This is a genomic window from Sporosarcina sp. ANT_H38 (assembly GCF_008369195.1).
Taxonomy (GTDB): domain Bacteria; phylum Bacillota; class Bacilli; order Bacillales_A; family Planococcaceae; genus Sporosarcina.
The window spans coordinates 2153268-2174782 of sequence record NZ_VOBC01000001.1 but is presented as its reverse complement, the minus strand read 5'-3'; the positions used below and the strand labels follow the sequence as shown (position 1 = coordinate 2174782).

At 42.1% G+C, this 21515-nt stretch carries 21 protein-coding genes; 20 read left to right on the top strand and 1 reads right to left on the bottom strand.

What is annotated here, in order from left to right; translation table 11 throughout:
• The first annotated feature begins 1 nt into the window (after position 1).
• The 20 genes from FQ087_RS10290 to FQ087_RS10195 all read left to right on the top strand — a co-directional run bounded on the left by FQ087_RS10290 (position 2) and on the right by FQ087_RS10195 (position 20449).
• The gene (locus FQ087_RS10290; protein WP_149580348.1) at positions 2–928 is read left to right on the top strand and encodes an RluA family pseudouridine synthase; all 927 of its coding nucleotides are present in this window, start codon (positions 2–4) and stop codon (positions 926–928) included.
• 246 nt (positions 929–1174) lie between these two features.
• Complete coding sequence (gene pyrR / locus FQ087_RS10285; RefSeq protein WP_149580347.1) at positions 1175–1717, top strand: bifunctional pyr operon transcriptional regulator/uracil phosphoribosyltransferase PyrR; 543 nt, start codon at positions 1175–1177, stop codon at positions 1715–1717.
• 30 nt (positions 1718–1747) lie between these two features.
• Complete coding sequence (locus FQ087_RS10280) at positions 1748–3034, top strand: uracil-xanthine permease family protein (protein ID WP_149580346.1); 1287 nt, start codon at positions 1748–1750, stop codon at positions 3032–3034.
• A 224-nt stretch (positions 3035–3258) separates the two neighbouring features.
• Entirely contained in the window at positions 3259–4137 is an 879-nt protein-coding gene (locus FQ087_RS10275; protein ID WP_149580345.1) for an aspartate carbamoyltransferase catalytic subunit, read from the top strand.
• A gap of 1 nt (position 4138) precedes the next feature.
• Entirely contained in the window at positions 4139–5416 is a 1278-nt protein-coding gene (locus FQ087_RS10270; protein ID WP_149580344.1) for a dihydroorotase, read from the top strand.
• On the top strand, positions 5416–6516 hold the full coding sequence (locus FQ087_RS10265; RefSeq protein WP_149580843.1) for a carbamoyl phosphate synthase small subunit: 1101 nt from the start codon (positions 5416–5418) through the stop codon (positions 6514–6516). Before FQ087_RS10270 ends, FQ087_RS10265 begins: the two co-directional genes overlap by 1 nt.
• On the top strand, positions 6509–9706 hold the full coding sequence (carB, locus tag FQ087_RS10260; protein ID WP_149580343.1) for a carbamoyl-phosphate synthase large subunit: 3198 nt from the start codon (positions 6509–6511) through the stop codon (positions 9704–9706). Before FQ087_RS10265 ends, carB begins: the two co-directional genes overlap by 8 nt.
• On the top strand, positions 9703–10479 hold the full coding sequence (locus FQ087_RS10255) for a dihydroorotate dehydrogenase electron transfer subunit (RefSeq protein ID WP_149580342.1): 777 nt from the start codon (positions 9703–9705) through the stop codon (positions 10477–10479). The genes carB and FQ087_RS10255 overlap by 4 nt, the downstream gene beginning before the upstream one ends.
• Positions 10476–11390: a dihydroorotate dehydrogenase gene (locus tag FQ087_RS10250; protein WP_149580341.1), complete on the top strand. Its 915-nt coding sequence runs from the start codon at positions 10476–10478 to the stop codon at positions 11388–11390. The genes FQ087_RS10255 and FQ087_RS10250 overlap by 4 nt, the downstream gene beginning before the upstream one ends.
• A complete protein-coding gene (gene pyrF / locus FQ087_RS10245) occupies positions 11387–12097 on the top strand; it encodes an orotidine-5'-phosphate decarboxylase (protein WP_149580340.1) in 711 nt (236 codons plus the stop codon). Before FQ087_RS10250 ends, pyrF begins: the two co-directional genes overlap by 4 nt.
• 2 nt (positions 12098–12099) lie before the next feature.
• Positions 12100–12729 carry an orotate phosphoribosyltransferase gene (gene pyrE, locus FQ087_RS10240; RefSeq protein ID WP_149580339.1) on the top strand — a complete coding sequence of 210 codons (630 nt, stop codon included), beginning with the start codon at positions 12100–12102 and terminating at the stop codon, positions 12727–12729.
• Between the two features lie 403 nt (positions 12730–13132).
• Positions 13133–14953, top strand: coding sequence for a BglG family transcription antiterminator (locus tag FQ087_RS10235; RefSeq protein ID WP_149580338.1), 1821 nt, complete (start codon positions 13133–13135; stop codon positions 14951–14953).
• Between the two features lie 14 nt (positions 14954–14967).
• A complete protein-coding gene (locus tag FQ087_RS10230; protein WP_188006693.1) occupies positions 14968–16122 on the top strand; it encodes an amidohydrolase/deacetylase family metallohydrolase in 1155 nt (384 codons plus the stop codon).
• Entirely contained in the window at positions 16082–16417 is a 336-nt protein-coding gene (locus FQ087_RS10225; RefSeq protein ID WP_149580336.1) for a PRD domain-containing protein, read from the top strand. Before FQ087_RS10230 ends, FQ087_RS10225 begins: the two co-directional genes overlap by 41 nt.
• Before the next feature lie 19 nt (positions 16418–16436).
• Complete coding sequence (locus tag FQ087_RS10220) at positions 16437–16796, top strand: SFCGS family glycine-rich protein (protein WP_149580335.1); 360 nt, start codon at positions 16437–16439, stop codon at positions 16794–16796.
• Positions 16797–16800: 4 nt separating this feature from the next.
• Positions 16801–17151: a DUF4312 family protein gene (locus tag FQ087_RS10215; protein ID WP_149580334.1), complete on the top strand. Its 351-nt coding sequence runs from the start codon at positions 16801–16803 to the stop codon at positions 17149–17151.
• Between the two features lie 13 nt (positions 17152–17164).
• Positions 17165–17950 carry a DUF4311 domain-containing protein gene (locus FQ087_RS10210; protein WP_149580333.1) on the top strand — a complete coding sequence of 262 codons (786 nt, stop codon included), beginning with the start codon at positions 17165–17167 and terminating at the stop codon, positions 17948–17950.
• Positions 17951–18610, top strand: a complete 660-nt coding sequence (locus FQ087_RS10205) for a DUF4310 family protein (RefSeq protein WP_149580332.1) — start codon at positions 17951–17953, stop codon at positions 18608–18610.
• A gap of 10 nt (positions 18611–18620) precedes the next feature.
• On the top strand, positions 18621–19730 hold the full coding sequence (locus FQ087_RS10200; RefSeq protein WP_149580331.1) for a DgaE family pyridoxal phosphate-dependent ammonia lyase: 1110 nt from the start codon (positions 18621–18623) through the stop codon (positions 19728–19730).
• The gene (locus FQ087_RS10195; RefSeq protein WP_149580330.1) at positions 19730–20449 is read left to right on the top strand and encodes a KDGP aldolase; all 720 of its coding nucleotides are present in this window, start codon (positions 19730–19732) and stop codon (positions 20447–20449) included. The genes FQ087_RS10200 and FQ087_RS10195 overlap by 1 nt, the downstream gene beginning before the upstream one ends.
• 315 nt (positions 20450–20764) lie before the next feature.
• Here the strand turns inward: FQ087_RS10195 and FQ087_RS10190 are convergent, their stop codons facing one another.
• Positions 20765–21430: an MOSC domain-containing protein gene (locus FQ087_RS10190; RefSeq protein WP_149580329.1), complete on the bottom strand. Its 666-nt coding sequence runs from the start codon at positions 21428–21430 to the stop codon at positions 20765–20767.
• Between the last annotated feature and the right edge of the window lie 85 nt (positions 21431–21515).

Below are 21515 nucleotides of genomic sequence, written 5' to 3'. Positions count from 1 at the left end.
AATGGAAAAGATTGAAATTGAAATAACTGAAGAACACAAAGGAAGCCGTATCGATAAAGCATTGTCGGCGGTCAATCCCGAATGGTCACGTACCCAAATTCAAACATGGCTGAAAGATGGTCTTGTTCTGGTAAGCGGGATTACAGTGAAACCGAATTATAAAGTAAGGCTAGGAGATACAGTGACGGTGGAAGAACCTGAACTGGAAGAACTGGATGTAGTTGCAGAAGAGTTAAATCTCGATATTGTCTATGAAGATAAAGACGTGCTCGTTGTCAATAAAGCGCGTGGCATGGTTGTTCATCCTGCACCAGGTCATCCATCAGGAACGCTCGTCAATGGACTTATGCACCATTGCACGGACCTTTCTGGCATCAACGGTGTAGTTCGTCCAGGGATTGTCCATCGTATTGATAAAGATACGTCCGGGCTTTTGATGGTGGCGAAAAATGATAAGGCGCATGTGTCGTTAGTGGACCAGCTTGTTAACAGGTCTGTAACACGTGTTTACACAGCACTTGTCCATGGCCATATTCCGCACGATAATGGAACAATTGATGCACCAATCGGCCGTGATCAACGGGAGCGTCAAAATATGGCTATCGTTGATAAAGGAAGGCATGCGGTGACGCATTTCAAAGTATTGGAACGATTCGGCGATTACACACTTGTCGAATGCAGATTGGAAACGGGTAGAACGCATCAAATTCGGGTTCATATGAAATATATTGGTTATCCGCTTGTTGGAGATCCGAAATATGGACCGAAAAAAACACTTGAATTTAATGGACAAGTATTACATGCAGGAACGCTCGGTTTTGATCATCCTGTAACAGGTGAGTATTTGGAATTCAACAGCCCCCTACCTGAGGACTTTACAGAGTTGGTCGATAAAGTTAGGAAAAGCGTTGACAAAACAGAAGAGTAGAATATATAATGAACGAAGCAAATGAATAGCGATACCTTTAAAATCAGTCCAGAGAGGCTGGGAAGGTTGCACGGAAGTACAGTCAAACTGCTGCGCGCAGTTTCTATGTACATTTTTTCTGCAGGTAAACCCTCCCGCCATCCTAGGCCGGGAGGGTTTTTTATGTTGATTATCCAACCCGACTGGTTCCTGGAAGGCATTTGACCGAAACACCGAAGAAGACAATGGGAAATGGAGGATGTTGAAATGACCGAAAAAGCAAATATTCTAGATGAACAGGCAATCGGCAGGGCAGTTACACGAATTGCTCACGAAATTATTGAACGTAACAAAGGGATTGACGAATGCATTCTGGTTGGCATTAAAACACGCGGGGCTTTTCTAGCGAAAAGGTTAGCTGAAAAGATTGAACTTATCGAAGGGAAACCGATTAAAGCCGGTGAACTTGATATTACATTGTATCGGGATGATCTTATGCTGAAACATGGTAATAAAGAACCGCTCGTCCAGCAAGTGGACATCGAGCATGACGTGACAGCTATGAAAGTGATTCTAGTAGACGACGTCCTCTATACAGGCAGAACGGTTCGGGCAGCGATGGATGCAGTAATGGATCTTGGAAGACCAGGATCAATCCAACTTGCAGTACTTGTTGACCGAGGCCATCGGGAATTACCGATTCGACCTGATTTCGTCGGGAAAAACATCCCGACGTCAAGTGACGAACAGGTTGTCGTGAGCGTAGCAGAAACAGATGGTAAAGATAGCGTGTCGATTCATACTAAATAAAAATATAAGCCGCACGGGGGGGAATTGACAATGGTTGAAAAAGTATTAGACGTACATGAAAAACCGGCACCATCTAGATGGATTATCCTTAGCTTGCAACATATGTTTGCCATGTTCGGGTCAACAATATTAGTACCTCAACTCGTCGGATTAAGTCCAGCAATTGCCCTACTGACAAGCGGTATTGCAACCATCGTCTTTATCCTTGTTACACGATTCCAAGTGCCGGCGTACTTAGGCTCTTCTTTCGCCTTCATCATTCCGATACAAGTTGCGACTCAGACAGGCGGGATTGGAAGTGCAATGATCGGCAGTATGTTTGTCGCTCTAGTCTACGGAATCATTTCATTACTCATTTGGAAAACGGGCTATAACTGGATCATGAAAGTATTGCCGCCGATTGTTGTGGCACCTGTCATTATCGTAATCGGACTGGCACTTTCACCAACTGCAATTAGCATGGCAAGTACAATTCAAGTCGGAGATGAAAAGGTGTACAATCTGCTTCACTTCTCGGCAGCACTTGTCACATTGGCCGCAGCAATCGTCTGTATCATGTTCTTCAAAGGAATCATCAGCCTGATGCCAATACTTGTCGGCATCATCGTTGGTTATATATACTCGGCTTTCATTGGGATATTGGATTTCACAGCGGTTGTGAAGGCGAAATGGTTTGAATTTCCTGAATTGCTTTTGCCAGGTGTAGATTATGAATTCATTATTACACCTACGCTCCTTGTTCTTATGGTACCAATAGCTATTGTCACTATATCGGAGCACATCGGCCATCAGCTAGTCCTTGGTCGAATCGTAGGAAGAGATTACATAAAAAATCCAGGATTGAACCGCTCGTTACTTGGTGATGGACTTGGAACCCTCATAAGTGGACTTGTAGGAGGTCCGCCTAAAACGACATATGGCGAAAATATCGGTGTCCTTGCACTTACTCGCGTCTACAGTGTATATGTAATATTAGGAGCTGCAATTTTCGCCATGGCCTTCTCGTTCTTAGGGAAAGCAATGGCATTGATTGCAACGATTCCGACGGCAGTGCTCGGTGGGGTTTCGATTCTCCTTTTCGGAATTATCGCCTCGTCAGGGCTACGCATGCTTGTCGATCACAAAGTCGATTTTGGCAACCAACGCAATTTGGTCATCGCTTCAGTCATTCTAGTAATCGGCATAGGCGGTGCGAGCATCAAATTTAGCGATACATTCCAGATTGAAGGAATGGCGCTAGCTGCAATTGTTGGAGTAGTACTCAACTTTGTACTGCCTGGCAGAACAAACGAAAGTTTAGTTGATGAAAAAGAATAGAGACCTTTTAACACTGTTCCGAGAGTCAGGGAAAGGTTCGTTTGACAACCATTTTACACAACAAGTGTAAGTGTTGGACTGTCACGCCTAACGAGCCCTTCCGCCTGTCGGAAAGGCTCGTTTTTTATATGTAACTAGGGGAATAGGTCATAAGTAGACCCGCGTTATTCCTATCGATCCCTGACCAAGCGCCTACGCTTTTCAATAAAAGGAGGACAAATCAGATGCAACATCTTGTATCGATGAAACACTTAAACGAAGAAGAAATCATGTCAATTCTTGACCGAGCCGAAACGTTTAAAAAGTCGGGAACCCGAGAATTGCCCGGGAAATATAGTGTCAGTAACTTATTCTTTGAACCGAGTACACGTACAAAAATGAGCTTCGAAATGGCACAGCGGAAACTAGGACTTGATGTATTGCCATTTGAATCCAGCTTCTCCAGTACATTAAAAGGAGAGACACTTTATGATACTGTAAAGACGCTCGAATCAATTGGCGTAGATGCACTCGTTATCCGCCATCCACAAGATGGTTACTATGAGCAGTTGATTGGTAGAACGTCAGTTTCCATCATTAATGGAGGAGACGGTTCAGGTCAGCATCCGACGCAGTCACTGCTAGATTTGTTCACGATAAGAGAAGAGTTTGGTTCATTTAAAGGATTGAACATACTTATTGCAGGTGATATTACACATAGCCGTGTAGCGCGATCTAATGCAGATGCCCTAACGACACTTGGTGCAAACGTGACATTCCTTTGCCCGGCTGAATGGGCAGGTGAATTCGAAAGTGTGGATTCGTGGGATGAAGTGATAAAAGATAGTGATGTAGTTATGCTGCTAAGAGTTCAACATGAAAGACATGAGAAAGAATTAACGTTTGCAGGCGAAAGTTATCATGAAAGATACGGCCTGACAGAAGCCCGTGAGCAGCTTATGAAGGAGCAAGCAATCATCATGCATCCCGCACCATTCAACCGCGGTGTTGAAATTGCAGATAAGTTAATAGAATGTCGAAAATCACGGATTTTCAAACAAATGGAAAATGGTGTATACATACGGATGGCCGTATTGGAATCAGTATTGAAAGGGAGGAATTGACATGCAGAAACTTATTCAAGGGGTTCAGATGCTTAACGGCGATGGGGTACTTGTCACAACAGATGTAAAAGTAACGGGTGATAAAATCACAGAAATCGGTCATCAGCTAACAGTTGAAAACGCAGAAATAATCGAGGGCAACGGACTTTTACTAGCACCAGGTTTCATCGATGTCCACGTGCATCTCCGTGAACCGGGCGGGGAGCATAAAGAGACAATCGAAAGTGGAACACTTGCAGCAGCGAAAGGCGGCTACACGACTATCTGCGCAATGCCAAATACACGCCCTGTGCCGGATACAAAAGAAAATCTGACACTCGTTAATGATTTAATCGCACAGAAGTCCCTAATCCGTGTCCTTCCATACGCTTCTATTACGATTCGGGAAGCAGGTAAAGAACGGACGAATCTTGCGGAACTGAAAGAACACGGAGCCTTCGCATTCACAGACGATGGTGTTGGTATACAACAGGCAGGAATGATGTACGAAGCGATGCAGGACGCAGCTGAAATAGGTATGCCGATTGTTGCACATTGTGAAGATAATTCGCTTATCTACGGTGGCGCAATGCACGAAGGCAAACGTAATAAAGAACTCGGTCTTCCTGGCATTCCTTCTATTGCAGAATCGGTTCATATCGCACGTGATATTTTACTAGCAGAAGCAGCTGGTGCTCATTACCATGTCTGTCATGTCAGTACAAAAGAGTCGGTCCGGGTTATCCGCGATGCGAAAAAAGCAGGTATTCATGTAACTGCAGAAGTGAGCCCGCATCACCTTCTTCTATCAGAAGATGACATTCCTGGCGATGACGCAGATTGGAAAATGAATCCGCCGCTTCGTGGGACAGAAGATCTTGCAGCATTGCGCGAAGGATTGCTTGACGGCACGCTTGATTTCATCGCAACAGATCATGCACCACATACTGCAGAAGAAAAAGCAGCAGGTTTTGCAAAAGCACCGTTCGGAATTACTGGTTTTGAAACAGCATTCCCACTTCTGTATACAAACTTCGTTAAAAAAGGAACTTGGACATTGCAGCAGCTTATTGATTGGATGACAAAAAAACCTGCTGATGTATTCGGTTTACCATACGGGAAAATCGAAGTTGGCGCCACTGCAGATTTGGTATTACTCGATTTGAACAAAGAAGCAAAAATAGATCGCACGACATTTGTTTCAAATGGTAAGAACACGCCGTTTGACGGTTGGACTTGTACAGGATGGCCGGTTAAAACAATTTATGGTGGAAAAGTAGTCTGGGAGGTTGGAGAATGATGAAAAAAAGAATGTTGATTTTAGAAGACGGTACAATTTTTGAAGGAATCGCTTTTGGTTCTGATGAAGCCTCAATCGGTCAAACTGTATTTACAACAGGTATGACAGGCTATCAAGAGACAATTTCAAATCCTTCGGGCGCTGGACAAATCATTGTGATGACTTACCCGCTTATCGGCAACTACGGAATTAACCGAGACGATTATGAATCGATTGAATTGTCGGCGAGCGGCTTAGTCGTTCGTGAACTGGCAGACGAACCATCCAACTTCCGTAGTGATATGACACTTTGCGAACTGTTGACGATGAAAGGTATTCCTGGAATCCAGGGAATCGATACACGTAAATTAACACGGCTGCTGCGAGACAAAGGGTCACTAAAAGGTATTCTGACAGCTGTAGGAGAAGAAGTAAATGTGCAAGAAATGGTTGAGCATGTCGCTTCTTACGAATTGCCGACAGATCTTGTTGCACGCGTTTCGACACAAAAACCTTATCCTAGCCCAGGTCGCGGCGAGCGTATTATTCTCATCGACTATGGTATGAAACATGGTATTTTACGAGAGTTAAATGACAGAGATTGCGACGTCATCGTCGTTCCATATAATACATCGACGAAAGAAATTCTTTCTTTATCACCAGATGGCATTGTGTTGTCAAATGGTCCTGGTAATCCGATGGATGTTGAAGGTACAGTTGAAACTATCAAAGAATTACTAGGGAAAGCCCCGATCTTCGGGATAGGTCTTGGTCATCAGTTGTTTGCTCTAGCTTGCGGAGCACGTACTGTGAAGTTGAAAAACAGCCATATGGGTGGCAATCACCCCGTTAAAGATTTGACTACAGGACGGACGGAATTGACTTCCCAATGCCATGGTTACGCAATAGAGGAAGAATCACTTGCAGGTACGAATCTTGAAGTGACACATAGAGCACTTAATGATGGATCAGTTGAAGGTGTGAAAAGCACGAAATACGAAGCGTTTTCCGTGCAGTTCCATCCTGAAGCATCACCAGGACCTGAAGATTCGAAGCACCTGTTTGACAGATTCATGGATGTAATGAAAACAAGCAACCGAAAGGGGAATTTCAATGCCTAAACGTACAGATATTGAAACTATATTAGTTATCGGGTCAGGCCCGATTGTCATTGGTCAGGCGGCTGAGTTCGACTATGCCGGAACACAAGCATGTCTTTCACTGAAAGAAGAAGGCTATCGCGTCGTTCTTATCAACTCCAATCCAGCAACCATCATGACGGATACGGAAATTGCAGACAAAGTATACATTGAACCACTTACACTTGAATTTGTTAGCCGTATTATCCGAAAAGAGCGTCCGGATGCACTTCTTCCTACGTTGGGTGGCCAAACGGGGCTAAACATGGCGATTGAACTGCACGAGTCAGGTATTTTGGACGAACTTGGCATTGAAATTCTTGGGACAAAGCTCCATGCAATTCACCAAGCGGAAGACCGTGATCTGTTCCGTACGCTGATGAATGATCTAGGTGAACCTGTTCCAGATAGTGATATTATCCACAACCTTGAAGAGGCCTATACATTCGTCAAACGCATCGGTTACCCAGTCATCGTTCGTCCTGCATTTACAATGGGCGGAACTGGCGGAGGAATCTGCTATAACGATAAAGATCTTGATGAAATCGTCACTGGCGGTTTGAAGTACAGTCCTGTTACGCAATGTCTATTAGAAAAGTCAATCGCAGGCTACAAGGAAATTGAATATGAAGTGATCCGAGATTCAGCGGACAATGCAATTATCGTTTGTAATATGGAAAACGTCGATGCTGTTGGAATCCATACGGGTGATTCAATCGTCGCGGCTCCATGTCAAACGATGACAGACCGAGAAAACCAGATGCTTCGAAACGTGTCATTGAAAATTGTTCGTGCACTGAAAATCGAAGGCGGATGTAATGTCCAACTTGCGCTCGATCCACACAGCTTTAACTATTACATTATTGAAGTGAATCCACGTGTTAGCCGGTCATCTGCACTTGCGTCGAAAGCGACGGGATATCCAATCGCAAAAATCGCTGCGAAAATAGCAGTCGGACTTACGCTCGATGAAATGATGAACCCGGTCACAGGTACGACATACGCTTGCTTCGAACCATCAATTGATTACATCGTGACAAAAATCCCACGCTGGCCGTTTGATAAATTCGAATCTGCCAAACGAAACCTGGGTACACAAATGAAAGCAACAGGCGAAGTAATGGCAATCGGTCGTACCTTCGAAGAATCCATATTGAAAGCTGTACGCTCACTCGAAACAGGTCAATTTGGTTTATCGTTGAAGAACGGTTCGGAAATGACGGACGAATGGATTGAAAAACGTATCCGTCGTGCAGGTGACGAGCGCTTGTTCTTCATAGGTGAAGCATTCCGCAGAGGTGTGACAGTTGAAACGATTAACGAGTGGAGTCAAATCGACGTCTTTTTCTTACGTAAACTACAAAAGATCGTTCAATTTGAACTTGTATTAAAAGAGAATTCGTTTGACTTTGAGACCTTGCGCACTGCGAAACGCATGGGCTTCTCAGACGTCACGGTTGCAGAACTGTGGAGCACAGATGAGCGAGCGGTTTATGACTGGCGAAAAGAACACGACCTTATTCCTGTCTATAAAAAAGTGGATACTTGTGCCGGCGAATTTGAATCGGATACACCATACTTTTACGGAACGTACGAAGAGGAAAATGAGTCCATCAAATCAGATAAGAAAAGTGTCGTCGTTCTAGGTTCTGGCCCGATTCGAATCGGTCAAGGCGTTGAGTTCGACTACGCGACAGTACACTCTGTATGGGCAATCCAAGAAGCAGGATACGAAGCTATCATCATCAATAACAACCCTGAAACGGTGTCAACAGACTTCTCGATTTCAGACAAACTATATTTTGAACCGCTAACAATTGAAGATGTTATGCATATCGTAGACCTTGAACAGCCTGAAGGTGTAATCGTTCAATTCGGTGGACAAACGGCTATTAACTTAGCAGCTGGCCTTGAAGCACGCGGTGTCAAAATTTTAGGAACGTCTCTAGAAGATATTGACCGTGCGGAGAACCGTAATAAGTTCGAAAGTGCATTACGTGAAATTGGTATTCCACAGCCTCTTGGAAAAACAGCTGTTTCAGTACCAGAAGCTGTTGCGATTGCGAATGAAATCGGCTATCCTGTACTCGTTAGACCATCTTATGTACTTGGTGGACGTGCGATGGAAATTGTTTACCATGAAGAAGAACTGCTTTATTACATGGAGAATGCTGTTGAAGCGAGTCCAGATCATCCGGTACTTGTCGATCGCTACTTGACAGGAACTGAAATCGAAGTCGATGGTATATGCGATGGAGAAAACGTATTGATTCCAGGTATTATGGAACATATTGAACGTGCAGGTGTTCACTCAGGTGACTCAATTGCTGTGTTCCCACCGCAAAACTTATCAGCTTCACAACTGGAAACAATTGCTGATTACACAACACGTCTTGCAAAAGGACTTGGAATAATAGGCCTTCTCAATATCCAGTTCGTCATCTCGGAAGGGCAAGTCTACGTCATCGAAGTGAATCCGCGTTCGAGCCGAACGGTTCCGTTCTTGAGTAAAATCACAAACATTCCGATGGCGAACATTGCGACAAAAGCAATTCTTGGCCAATCAATTATCGAACAAGGTTACAAAAATGGACTAGTTCAGGCACCGGCTGGCGTCTACGTTAAAGTACCGGTGTTTTCATTCGCCAAATTGCGTCGAGTAGATATTACGCTTGGACCTGAAATGAAATCAACCGGAGAAGTTATGGGTAAAGATACTACGCTCGAAAAAGCCTTGTACAAAGGTCTTGTTGCAGCGGGTATGGAAATAAAAGAATACGGCTCTGTGATAATGACAGTTTCTGACAAAGATAAAGAAGAGATGGTTAGCATTGCTAAGCGCTTTACGGATATTGGTTACCACATTTTAGCTACGGGCGGTACTGCTGCAGTGTTAGAGAACGCTGGCATCCGAGTGAAAACAATTGGTAAAATCGGTTCTGAAGGGCAGACGCTTTTGGATGTTATTCAAAAAGGAGAAGCACAAATTGTCATTAATACGCTGACAAAAGGAAAACAGCCAGAACGTGACGGCTTTAGAATTCGCCGTGAATCAGTGGAAAACGGCATTCCTTGCTTCACTTCACTTGATACGGCAGATGCAATGTTGCGCGTAATTGAATCGATGACATTCCAAACTGAGGAAATGGGGAAAGTGGAGGAGACTGTATGATCATCCAAGATCGAATGACAGTTACTTCACAACAGCAAATTGCTCACAATATTTTCGAAATGAAGTTAAACGGTAAATTGGTCGGGGAAATTTCTTCCCCAGGCCAGTTTGTTCACATTCGTGTGTCAGACTCGTTTGAACCACTACTAAGACGTCCAATTTCAATAGCTTCCATTGATCAAGACGCTGGCGAAATGACTATTATTTATCGCGCAGAAGGTCTGGGAACGACAATTCTTTCACAGAAACGTGCTGGTGATGAAGTTGATGTGCTTGGTCCGCTCGGTAATGGTTTCCCAGTTGAAGAAACGGCAACGGGAGAAACGGCAATCTTAATTGGCGGAGGAATAGGTGTACCACCGTTGTATGAGCTGTCGAAGCAATTGACGGCGAAGGGCGTGAAATGCACGCATGTTTTAGGGTCCCAATCAAAGGATGTTGTGTTTTACGAAGAAGAGTTCAGTAAACTCGGCGAAACCCATATCGTAACGGTCGATGGGTCGCAAGGAACAGCAGGTTTCGTGACTACAGTTATGGCGGAACTTGGTGATGAATTCTCAACATATTACAGCTGTGGTCCTATGCCGATGCTTGAAGCGATTGAAAAAATGTATGCTGGGAAAAAAGGCTTTCTGTCATTCGAACAAAGAATGGGCTGCGGAATCGGTGCTTGTTTTGCGTGTGTTTGTCAAACAACGGAAGGATCGGAAAAAGCGTATATTAAAGTATGTTCAGATGGTCCAGTATTCCCGGCAGGGGTGGTGGCAATATGAATAGATTATCAATTGAATTACCAGGTTTATCATTAAAAAATCCAATAATGCCTGCGTCCGGTTGTTTTGGATTCGGTAAAGAATATGGCCAACTATATGATTTGTCACTGCTTGGGGCAATAATGATCAAAGCCACAACACTTGAAACAAGGTTGGGCAATCCGACACCGCGTGTTGCAGAAACGGCATCTGGTATGTTAAATGCAATCGGACTGCAAAATCCGGGTCTAAAAGGCGTGTTGGAAGGCGAGTTGCCTTGGCTTGAGCAGTTTGATGTGCCAATCATTGCAAATGTAGCGGGTACTGAAACAGCTGACTACGTGGAAGTGGCGAAAGCTGTATCTCAAGCACCAAATGTCAAAGCGCTTGAGCTCAATATTTCCTGTCCGAACGTCAAAGCAGGAGGTATCACTTTTGGAACAGTTCCTGAAATTGCCAAGGAGCTGACAAGAGCTGTAAAAGAAGTGTCTTCAGTGCCGGTTTATGTCAAACTATCTCCAAACGTCACTAATATCGTGGAAATTGCACAGGCGGTTGAAGCGGGCGGAGCGGATGGCATTACGATGATTAACACATTGATTGGGATGCGACTTGACCAGAAAACAGGTCGACCTGTTATTGCGAACGGCACAGGCGGTTTGTCTGGCCCTGCTGTTAAACCAGTTGCGATTCGGATGGTCTATGAAGTAAGTAAGGCTGTCAATATTCCGATTATTGGAATGGGTGGTGTGACTGAAACGGCTGATATTATCGACTTTATGTCTGCGGGTGCAAGTGCCGTCGCGGTAGGAACAGCAAACTTCGTCAATCCATTTATTTGTCCGCAGATCATTGAACAATTGCCAGCTAAGTTGGACGAGCTTGGCATCAATCATATTTCTGAACTGATAGGAAGGAGTCATCGACTATGAAAACATCTCCGATTATAGCGCTCGATTTTGATTCGGCTGAAAAGACATTCGAATTCCTACGTGCTTTTGACGGAGACGTCAATGTCAAAGTGGGCATGCAACTTTATTATAAAGAAGGGCCTGCTGTTGTGGCTCGGTTGAAAGAGCAAGGTTATGATGTGTTCCTTGATTTAAAATTACATGATATTCCAAACACGGTTAAATCAGCGATGGAAGTGCTTGCGGGATTCGGTGTTGACCTTGTGAATGTACATGCAGCTGGCGGTAAGACAATGATGGAGGCAGCTCTTGAAGGATTGGATAAAGGGACGCCATCCGGAATGTCACGTCCATCACTAATCGCTGTTACACAACTGACTTCTACAGACGAGCGTCAAGTTCGTGAAGAGCAGTTGATAGGCGTTGCATTACAAGAATCTGTCCTTCATTATGCTAAGCTGACGAAAGAAGCAGGTCTTGATGGTGTGGTTTGTTCTGTCCATGAAGCGACAGCGATCACAGATGTTTGCGGAAAACCCTTTTTCAAAGTGACTCCAGGCATTCGCCTTGCAGATGGTGGAGCACATGATCAGAAGCGGATAGCGACACCTGAAGAAGCGCGTCTTGCAGGATCGACGCATATCGTAGTCGGACGAGCAATTACGGGGGCAACGGACCCTCGAGCAGCATACGAACACATACAAGCACTTTGGAAGGGGACGGAATAACAATGGTGAAAAAAGAAGTTGCTGAAATCCTGTTAAATGTAGGTGCAGTTGAATTAAGTCCAGAAGAACCGTTTACTTGGGCATCAGGTATCGAGTCACCAATTTACTGCGATAACCGATTGACGATGTCAGATCCGATTGGTCGGAAAAAGATTGCAGAAGGCCTTGCAGGATTGATCCGTGAAAACTATCCTGAAACGACGGTTATCGCAGGTACTGCTACTGCCGGGATCCCTCACGCTGCTTGGATTGCGGACATTCTTGGATTACCGATGGTGTATATCCGTTCGAAAGCAAAGGGACACGGACGCAGTCGGCAAATCGAGGGTAAAATACTCGATACTGATAAAGCAATTATTATCGAAGATTTGATTTCAACAGGCGGCAGTAGCTTGAATGCAGCTGAAGCACTACGTTCTGAGGGTATCCAAGTAGCTGGTATTGTTTCTATATTTACATATGAACTTCAAAGTGCAGATGAAACATTCGCTTCTGCCGGACTAACATACAAGAGTTTGACAGATTTTGGTGCACTAGCCGAAGTCGCACAAGCAAATGGTGCAATAAGTGCAGAATCGATGACAGGTTTACTTGAGTGGCACGGGAAATTGAAGGCTGGTTTGTTGAAATAAATCGAAAAGCTATTCCACGGTGAAATCCATGTGGAATAGCTTTTTTTTTACGAAAAACTATATGCCATGCTCTACAACAACAGAACAACCTTTTTTATAGGGAGATGTATTCAGCATAACTGGCTCGACAAACCAAAGGAATCTTGCCAGTGAAACGGGTTAATGATTGACTTTTACCCTTTTGTAATGAAGTTCACAAAATTTCTTCCCTATCAATGAGGAAGGGATTTTGTCTTTATCTAAATAGACAAAAAGTTTAAAGTAGTGAGTATGAACAATTGTTGTGAATGCATGGTTCCCTCCTGAGTCAGGACATATAGTTTATTTTTTGTTTAAAGTGTCGGAAAACTCAGCGTATTATAAAGTTACAGGAAAAATCTGAACGACTGTAGGAGGGACGAGGATGCTTACCATAAGAGGGTTTCGGTTATTGACGAAGCTGCTAGAAACCAATGGTTCTGTGTACTTAAAGGATTTATCTGAAGAATTTGATGTGAGCACGCGGATGATTAAATATGATCTGGATGATGTGAAAGGCTGGCTCAGTGAGCAAGGGATCGAGGTATTTTCGAAGTCTAATAAAGGGATTTGGATTGATTGTGAAGAGGAAAGGCGATTAGCAATTATACGGTCGCTGTCGGAAATTGAGAGAAATGATGTGTATCTGAATCAAGAGGCAAGAGTAGGGAAAATGATTATGTATATGCTCGTGAACACTGAACACATCACTGCATCCAGTTTTTCCGAGCGCTTGGATGTTAGCCGAAATACGTCCTTAAACGATATTAAACAAGTAGATGAACTGCTCAAACCTTGGGGAATTGAATTAGAAAAAAAGCATCGGGTGGGATATAAGCTTGTAGGAGAAGAACTTTCATTAAGATTGTTGTTTGAGCATTTGATTCATGCTGATTTGACAAATAGTGAAGTTTATAAAATTATGAGTCGAGTAACCTGTCGAGACTCTTTTGGAGAAGGGCTATTGCTATTTTCAGATGTACTCCCTTTATATGAAGTCGTAGAGAAGCATATGGCTGAGTTGTTTTTTGCAACACCTAAACAAGTACTTCATGAATCGGATGTATTAAGAATTTTGTTTAGACTGACGATCTCGATTACCCGCATGAATGCCAGATTTACGATGAATAATTATCGGATTTTAAATGAAGTAGAGCATAGTAATTTAACGGTTCAGCTAATGGAAAAGGTGTATCAGCACATGCAGTATCCTTTGTTTGAAGAGGAATACCGCTATGTCTTGGGAGAAAGAGATAGTAATCTCAATCAAATTGATATCGTAAAGGTGACAAAAGAAATCATCCAGTACGTCAGTGAAATCCAAGGGGTCCACTTTCATAAGGACCCAAAACTATATAATAATCTATTTGCTCATCTTTCTCTGCGTTTTCACAAAGGAGAAATCAATTTTACAGAAATCAATCCATTTACCAAGGAGTTGAAGAGGGAACACTCGATTTTATTTTCATCTATCCAAAAAGCTTGCCAAATGTACCTTGTTCCTCAAAAAATTTCTGTGCCAGATTCGTTTATATCGTTAATTGTGCTCCATTTCATTGTTTCTTTTGAAAAGAGATTTAATCAAAAAGGTAAAATTCGTACTTTATATGTCTGCTCAACGGGTAGAGGTGTCGCGCGCCTGATAAAAAATCGAGTAGAAAGAGAAATCTATGATATCGATATCGTGAAAAATTGTTCGATTATGGAAGTAGATGAAATTTGTGTAAAGGAAGAAGTCGATTTAATTATTAGCGTTTTCCCAATTGAAACAGATATTCCAATAGTAATCGTAGATCCACTGCCAAGTAAGAGAGATATCGAAACGATCAAAAATAAAGTGAAGGAATTACTTCGTTATAAAAACTTCCAATTTAATAACTTACTTGAAAGTACTGAGGAAAAAATCAGTAATCAAGATACTGAATTTGTTAGTCAAGAAATAATTTTAAAAGGATTTGAAATTAACCAGGAAATTCAAATAGCATTCGCGGATGAGATAGAGGGATCAAAAAAGCAGGCACTCATGTTACATATATCTTTAATGGTTCATCGTTATTATTTCGATAAACAGTACGATAACTATTCGATTTCCAGTAATCATTCTCGTGGAAAAGAAGATATAAAAAGAATTCTTGAAATTTTAGATGTACATGAATTGCAGGTCAATGAAGCTGAGATTTTTGCAATATTACAGTACTTCAAGTGATTGGAGGTGTTCTTGTGATACACGATATTATCATTAAAAGCGGTTATGTCATTGATCCAGAGCAAAATACAATAGAAATGAAAGAGATTGGGGTGCGAAATGGATTATTTGTAGCCCCCAATGAGATTATTTCAGAAAATGAAACATACATCGATGCAGAAGGCTGCTATGTTTCACCTGGTTTCATTGATATGCATGTTCATATTTTCACGGGATATACAGAACTGGGAATTGATGCTGATCGGGTTGGTATTGAGCAAGGAGTTACAACGGTGGTGGATGCAGGAAGTACCGGCTATTTGGATTATGCAGCTTTTAAAAGGAAAGTGATTGAACCAAGTCAAACGGAAGTTCTTTCATTCCTTAATATATCCCGAAAAGGCTTAACCAGCAGTCTTTCTGAACTAGCAAATTTGGAAGATTTAATGAGTATGGAAGAAGCAAAGGAGATTTTTGACAAGGAGTTAAGTATTGTTGGTTTGAAGGCTCGAATGAGTGGGAGCGTTGTTAAAAATAGCGGAATTAAACCCCTTGAACATGCGCGCATGTTAGCGGATTGTTTGAACGTTCCAATTATGGTCCACATCGGGAACCCACCTCCCAATTTACAAGAAATTTTCCCACTACTTTATAAGGGAGACATCGTGACACATGCATTTCATGGGAAAAAACATGGGATTTTGAATGCAGAAGGTAATCTTATTCCGGAAGCGTTGGATGCTTTAAAGAGGGGCGTATTATTCGATATCGGACATGGTACCTCTAGTTTTAGCTATGAAACTTTGATGAAATTCAGAGAGCAATATGATAATCCGTTTACGACTAGTACCGATCTATATATTAAAAACTATCAAAAACCAGTTTGTAGCTTAATGAATACGATGAGCAAGTTATTAGAACTTGGAGTCCCCTTAATTGAGATAGTGAAGTCGGTCACATTGGGAGCGGCAAATGCTCTTGGGGCAAGTGATATTGGAACGTTTGCACAAGGAACCAAAGCCGATATTACGATTTTTAAATTAATTGAACAACCAACGATCCTACTAGACTCAGAGGGAGTAGAACTAGAAGCAAAGCAAATACTTAAACCGTATATGGTGTTGAGAAATGGAAAGGTAGTGTACCACGATGAGTCTACAAATTCTAAAAGAGCGCGAGATAATCGGTAAAAGCGGGGATCCAGATTTATGCATAGAAGTTTTAACATATTCCAAAAAAGTTTTAAGGACAAAAAAAATTAGTATGACAGAAACGCAGTGGCTGTCATTTGTTTCACACGTTTCCGGTATGGTTTATCGCTCAATAAATATGGAAGCGATTCCAGCACTTGAAAAAGAAATATTTAATGAGGTTTCTAAAGATTCCATTGAGATGGCTAGTGACATTTGCAAACAGCTTAGTAATTTGCATGATGATGAAAAATATCTTTTATCTATCCACTTTGAAACTGCAAAATTAAATTAAAAAACAGGGGGAATAAGTTATGAGTAAAATTATTGTTGTGATTGGCGATCGTTTAGGAAAAGGGAAAAATGTGGGGAAAGGTGTGGAGGCAGCAGGTGGTGAGGCAATCGTTATCAGTGGGATGGCTGCCGATATGAAACTGGGGGATATGATGAATGAAGTGAAAGCGGATATGGGTATCTCTTTCTGTGGTAGTGGAGGAGCAGGTGCAATTACGGCGCAGTCAAAATATGGATACCCTGCACGCTACGGCATGCGTTCCGTTGAAGAAGGACTAACTGCGCTTAGAGAGGGAAAGACAGTTCTTGGTTTTGGTTTTAATGACTCAGAAGAATTGGGTAGAAGACTTACAGAAGAATTCATAAAACTAAGGGGCTGATTTTATGAAAAAGGTTATTGAAACAAAGGTCCGCATTGAGGGCGAAGGGGATTCGAAAGAAAGGGCACTGAATATAGCGCTAGGGAATATTCAGAAAAAAGTCATGAAAGAATATAAAGGAAATATGATTATTCGAATTGAGCCTGTAAATGTTGATGTTGTAGAAGCGATGGAAACGTCGTATATAGAACGCTTTTTATTCATTTTTGCACCACGCAAAAGAAGTAAATTCAGGGTTGTGTTAGATGTAGACGTAAAATTGTTCCTGTTGGATGTAGAAGAAATTCGATTTGAAACAGTTGAACAAGGAAACAGCTTGAAGGGTCAAATCATGGGTAATAATTTCTTGAAATAAGGGGGGATAAACTGTGGAATTACTTACAATTATTTTTAAGTCTATCATCATTGGAGGATTTGTAGGTTTCGGAGTAGGTGCCGGTGCAGCTCGGATGTTTCATGCTCCAAAATCACAAGGAATGGGCGCTTTTCGAACATTGGGAGAGTTAAATGCATGTGCGGGGGACGCAGCATCACACTTTTCATTCGGTTTAGGATTCTTCTTTAATGCATGGGCATCTTCAGTAGGGGCTGGTGCATTTACACAAGATGTCGATCATCGGATTATTCCAAACTGGGCGGCAGCTGTGCTAATGAGAAAAGGAAAACGTCCAGAGGATACATTGCATAATCCAAAGAAAATGGCGATTGCGGGAGCAATTATTGGGGTACTCGTTGTTACATTCTTGAATTCAACAGCTTCTGCAATTCCAGTGTCATTGCAAGCAATTGCGTTAAAAGTATTAGTTCCAGCAGCAAACTTGCTCATCAATCCTGTCATGCCGGTTATCTTCTGGTTGGCTGCTTTGGATTCTGGTAAACGCTCTGGAATCTGGGGAACTATTTTCGGTGGAGCGGCACATATGATCATGGGAAATGCCGTACCCGGTGTCGTGTTAGGGATTTTAATCGGAAAAGGCGTAGATGATGGTGGTTGGAACAAGGTTACAAAGACACTAATGGTTTCTGTTATTTTATTGTTTGTATGTAGTGGATTTTTCCGCGGCTTCGATATTCAGTTCCTTCAAGGATTTAATCTTGAAGCACCAGACTGGTTGATCAATCTACACAAACTAATCGGATATGAGGTGAAGTAAATGGGTGGGAGCAATGAAATTAATATGAAAAGTTTTTGGTATGCAGATTGGTCATTTCCAATTTTCGTGGCCCTATTGTCATCCGGAGTATTTGCGGGTACTCATATGTATTATGTATATAAAATTGGGGCATTTAATGATGTTGCGATAGTCGCAATGCTTGAAGTAGGTTTGCAAGGTGGAGGCTATGGTGTAGCTGCAGCATTTGGAGCAAGTTTCCTATTTGCACGTATTTTAGAGGGTTCCCTTGTTGGGATATTAGATATAGGTGGTGCTATTCAAACAGGACTTGGAATTGGTGTACCTGCATTACTTCTTGCTTCTGGAATTACTGCGCCACTTGAAAATTTCGGGCTCTCTTTGTTTACTGGCGCAATTCTAGGTCTTGCAATAGGATATGTTGTCATTGCGATTCGTAAACTTACAGTGGGGCAATCTAACTCCACCTTTGGGGCGGATGTCATGATGGGAGCGGGGAATGCATCAGGAAGGTTCTTAGGGCCTTTGATTATTATTTCCGCTGCATCTGCATCTATTCCGATTGGTGTTGGTGCCGTTATTGGAGCCGCGCTTTTTTATGCAGGAAAGAAGCCTATTGTAGGCGGTGCTATTTTAGGAGCAATGCTTTTGGGGGCATTCTTCCCAATTCCATTAGACTGAGGTGAAAAAGATGAGTGTTTTTAAACGATTAGGATTAAAACAAGTAATTAATGCGAGCGGTAAAATGACGGCTCTTGGTGCATCGGCAGTCAGTGAGGAAGTTGCGAAAACACTAAAAGAGGCCTCTCAAGACTATGTCGATATCGATGAAATCATGGAACTTACAGGGACAGTTATTGCTGAAGTAACAGGTGCAGAGGATGGTTGTCCAACGAGTGGTGCAGCAGCAGGAATTGCGATTAGTACTGCAGCTGTCATTGCTGGTAAAAACCTGACACAAATCGAAAAACTACCAAATTCAGATGGCTTAAAAAATCAAGTGATAGTTCAAAAAGGACAGCAAATCCATTTTGGGGCGAGCATTGCACAAATGATCAGTTTGGGCGGCGGCAAAGTGGTAGAAGTCGGTCAAGCAAACAAAGTGGAAGCAGAACATATTGAGGAAGCAATCAATGAGCAAACTGCTGCTCTGATGTATATTAAATCTCATCATGCTATTCAAAAAGGAATGCAACCGATTGAAACGATGATGGAAATTGCAATAAAACATCAAATTCCTTTTATTATTGATGCAGCAGCAGAAGAAGATTTCAAAAAATATATTGCGATGGGTGCGGACATCGTGATATATAGTGGTGGTAAAGCGTTGGAAGGTCCAACATCAGGTTTCATTTGCGGTAAAAAGGAATTAATGGAAGCATGCCGAAAGCAATATAAAGGAATCGGGCGTCCGATGAAAATTGGAAAAGAAGGAATGGCTGGTTTGATTGTCGCTCTTAAGCAATATGCTGATAAAGCTACAGATGTAGAGAATCAACTTAGTAGAATGAAGAAACTTTGTAATGATTTAAATGGGGTTTCAGGATTGACATGCTCGATCAAACAGGATGAAGCGGGCAGGGATATATACCGTGCAAATATTGAAGTGAACAGTAAAGAAGCGGGCATGGATGCAGGAGATTTACTACACGCACTGGAATCAGGAAATCCGGCCATCTTTTTACGCCATCATTATGTAAACATCGGAATATTGTCTGTTGACCCAAGACCCCTGCTTACAGGGCAAGAAGAAATTATTGCAGAAACAATCAAACTAGTTCTAGCTCAAGGAGTGAAATAATGTCATTTAAACATCAAGTCGTTTTTAACGTACTGGCCAAGGATTTGAATAATGCACAGAAACTTGTTGAAATCGCGGAGGATCGCGTATTAGTAGGAGTCATGGTCAAGAACTTTCCGACAGAAGAAGCTGCTATCGAGTTGGTAAAAGAATTTAAGGACAATAATATCCTCGTTTCAGTGGGGTTAGGTGCAGGTGATCCTGCAATGTGGAAAAAAGTTGCGAATGTATCTGTGGCAACTTTACCAGATCATATTAACCAAGTATTCCCGGCATCGGGGTATACGCTTGGAAGAATGGAACAAACTACAGAAAATGTTCCTGTGATCAACTCTTTAGTAGAGCCAACTGGTATTGCTGGGCAAGTGTATATTTCCACGGGTCCGATTAGTTCTGCTTATCGAGAAATGGTATCTTGTGAACTTGCGGCAGCCATGATTGCCGAACTGGGGATCACTTCTATTAAATTATATCCTATCAAAGGTGAAAAGGGCCTTGAGGAATTAGCGGCAATGACACAAGCGGCAGTAAAAGCGGGTATTACAATCATTGAGCCAACAGGCGGTATTACGCTTGACAATGTCCATAGAATCGTACAAACATGTCTGGACAATGGTGCAGAAACCGTCATTCCACATTTGTACACATCTATAATCGACGAAGAAACTGGCGAAACAAGACCTTCTGCGATTAAACAATTGGTTGAGATGACTTGGTGACAATGCCTGGCACCCATACAACTTCCTTTACTTGACTAACCGGGTCGATCACTAAATTAGTTGAGTGCAACGGGAAATGGAAGGTTGGGTTGTTGAAATAAATCGAAAAGCTATTCCACGGTGAAATCCATGTGGAATAGCTTTTTAAATTTCTAATACTATGATTAACTCCCAAAAATCTAAAAGTCCTGTCAATGTTCCTGCCAAATAAATGGAGTGAAAGATTTCACTGAATATTATTTCGGCTATACCTGTAATGCGCCTACGCTAGTCTATATATCGTATATAATAACTCAACTTATAAAATGAAAAGTATTAAACTAGATTTGTTAATGTCTCCAATCGTTTAGTCAACCGTTCCCGCCAATCATGTGCTAATTCCTGAACGTCTAACACTTTTTTTATCCCTTCAATATCCTTTTGTCTATGAAAATATATCTGATTCGCAAAAAGGATGGATACTTGTTTTGGGTGAGATTCTACTAAGGCAATTGTCGAATCTTTCCGTACAGTACCTTCTTCTAAGACACGACATAAATAACCCGTGAAACCGGTTTCCACCATCCTTTTTAGAAGGGGAGGCATATCGGTTCTCTTTGTAATTGTGCTGCATGGGATCCTGCCTTGTGCGATTTGAATAACAGCATCCCCAAGTCGGAAAATGTCTCCAATATGGATGTCTTGCTCCAACATATTGGTAACTGTTATATTTTCCCCAAATGCTGCACTAGGCAAGGAATTGGTGAACTCCTGCTCCCAAAGTGAATAATGCTCATACGGATAGACACAAACAGCGCGGTCAAGCCCCCCATGATGACGAAGGTCTGCCACACCATCTCCTCGAAAGCCATCTTTTGTTAAAAAAGCCTCCTCAATCATTTCTTTACATATGCCAGTTTCCATTTCTTTATCAGTACCGTATTTCATTTTTTTCGGTAATCCGATTGAAAAGTTTTTTAGTTCTACAGTATTAGTAGTCATTTCAGGAATACACCCACTTTCTAAAAGTAGTAATAACTGGTTATGTTGAGCCTACGACTCCTATATAAATATAAACTGAGAGAAA